At 56.7% G+C, this 2,471-nt stretch carries 1 rRNA gene; it reads left to right on the forward strand.

From position 1 onward, the window contains the following. A 23S ribosomal RNA gene (locus ABZV94_RS41235) occupies positions 1–2,471 on the forward strand; the annotation flags it as partial.

Below are 2,471 nucleotides of genomic sequence, written 5' to 3' on the forward strand. Positions count from 1 at the left end.
TCTCGTGACTGCGTGCCTTTTGAAGAATGAGCCTGCGAGTTTGCGGTGTGTTGCGAGGTTAACCCGTGTGGGGAAGCCGTAGCGAAAGCGAGTCCGAATAGGGCGCTGTAGTAGCACGCTCAAGACCCGAAGCGGAGTGATCTAGCCATGGGCAGGTTGAAGCGGAGGTAAGACTTCGTGGAGGACCGAACCCACCAGGGTTGAAAACCTGGGGGATGACCTGTGGTTAGGGGTGAAAGGCCAATCAAACTCCGTGATAGCTGGTTCTCCCCGAAATGCATTTAGGTGCAGCGTCGTGTGTTTCTTGCCGGAGGTAGAGCACTGGATAGGCGATGGGCCCTACCGGGTTACTGACCTTAGCCAAACTCCGAATGCCGGTAAGTGAGAGCGCGGCAGTGAGACTGTGGGGGATAAGCTCCATGGTCGAGAGGGAAACAGCCCAGAGCATCGACTAAGGCCCCTAAGCGTACGCTAAGTGGGAAAGGATGTGGAGTCGCAGAGACAACCAGGAGGTTGGCTTAGAAGCAGCCACCCTTGAAAGAGTGCGTAATAGCTCACTGGTCTAGTGATTCCGCGCCGACAATGTAGCGGGGCTCAAGCGTACCGCCGAAGTCGTGTCATTGCAGCATAACGGCCAACGCCGGCTGTGATGGGTAGGGGAGCGTCGTCTGCCGGGTGAAGCGGCACTGGAAGGTAGTCGTGGACGGTTGACGAGTGAGAATGCAGGCATGAGTAGCGATACAAACGTGAGAAACGTTTGCGCCGATTGACTAAGGGTTCCTGGGTCAAGCTGATCTGCCCAGGGTAAGTCGGGACCTAAGGCGAGGCCGACAGGCGTAGTCGATGGATAACCGGTTGATATTCCGGTACCCGCTGTGAAGCGTCAAACATCGAGCATCGTGATGCTAAGGCCGTGAAGCCGTTCCGGACCCTTCGGGGAATGGAAAGTGGTGGAGCCGCCGGACCAAGCGGTTAGTAGGTGAGTGATGGGGTGACGCAGGAAGGTAGTCCATCCCGGGCGGTGGTTGTCCCGGGGTAAGGGTGTAGCCCGAGTGGTAGGTAAATCCGCCGCTCATGCAGGGTGAGACCTGATGCCGAGCCGATTGTGGTGAAGTGGATGATCCTATGCTGTCGAGAAAAGCCTCTAGCGAGTTTCATGGCGGCCCGTACCCTAAACCGACTCAGGTGGTCAGGTAGAGAATACCGAGGCGTTCGGGTGAACTATGGTTAAGGAACTCGGCAAAATGCCCCCGTAACTTCGGGAGAAGGGGGGCCATTCCTGGTGATGAGCTTTGCGCTCTGAGCTGGGGGTGGCCGCAGAGACCAGCGAGAAGCGACTGTTTACTAAAAACACAGGTCCGTGCGAAGCCGTAAGGCGATGTATACGGACTGACGCCTGCCCGGTGCTGGAACGTTAAGGGGACCGGTTAGCTCACTTTCGGGTGGGCGAAGCTGAGAACTTAAGCGCCAGTAAACGGCGGTGGTAACTATAACCATCCTAAGGTAGCGAAATTCCTTGTCGGGTAAGTTCCGACCTGCACGAATGGCGTAACGACTTCTCGACTGTCTCAACCATAGGCCCGGTGAAATTGCACTACGAGTAAAGATGCTCGTTTCGCGCAGCAGGACGGAAAGACCCCGGGACCTTTACTACAGTTTGATATTGGTGTTCGGTTCGGCTTGTGTAGGATAGCTGGGAGACTGTGAAGCTTGGACGCCAGTTCAGGTGGAGTCGTCGTTGAAATACCAGTCTGGTCGTGCTGGATGTCTAACCTGGGTCCGTGATCCGGATCAGGGACAGTGTCTGATGGGTAGTTTAACTGGGGCGGTTGCCTCCTAAAGGGTAACGGAGGCGCCCAAAGGTTCCCTCAGCCTGGTTGGCAATCAGGTGTTGAGTGTAAGTGCACAAGGGAGCTTGACTGTGAGACCGACGGGTCGAGCAGGGACGAAAGTCGGGACTAGTGATCCGGCGGTGGCTTGTGGAAGCGCCGTCGCTCAACGGATAAAAGGTACCCCGGGGATAACAGGCTGATCTTCCCCAAGAGTCCATATCGACGGGATGGTTTGGCACCTCGATGTCGGCTCGTCGCATCCTGGGGCTGGAGTCGGTCCCAAGGGTTGGGCTGTTCGCCCATTAAAGCGGTACGCGAGCTGGGTTTAGAACGTCGTGAGACAGTTCGGTCCCTATCCGCTGTGCGCGTAGGAGTCTTGAGAAGGGCTGTCCCTAGTACGAGAGGACCGGGACGGACGAACCTCTGGTGTGCCAGTTGTTCTGCCAAGGGCATGGCTGGTTGGCTACGTTCGGGAGGGATAACCGCTGAAAGCATCTAAGCGGGAAGCCTGCTTCGAGATGAGGACTCCCACCCACTTGATGGGGTAAGGCTCCCAGTAGACGACTGGGTTGATAGGCCAGATATGGAAGCTCGGTAACGGGTGGAGTTGACTGGTACTAATAGGCCGAGGGCTTGTCC

It is taken from the genome of Streptomyces sp. NPDC004658, from assembly GCF_040609555.1.
Classification (GTDB): domain Bacteria; phylum Actinomycetota; class Actinomycetes; order Streptomycetales; family Streptomycetaceae; genus Streptomyces.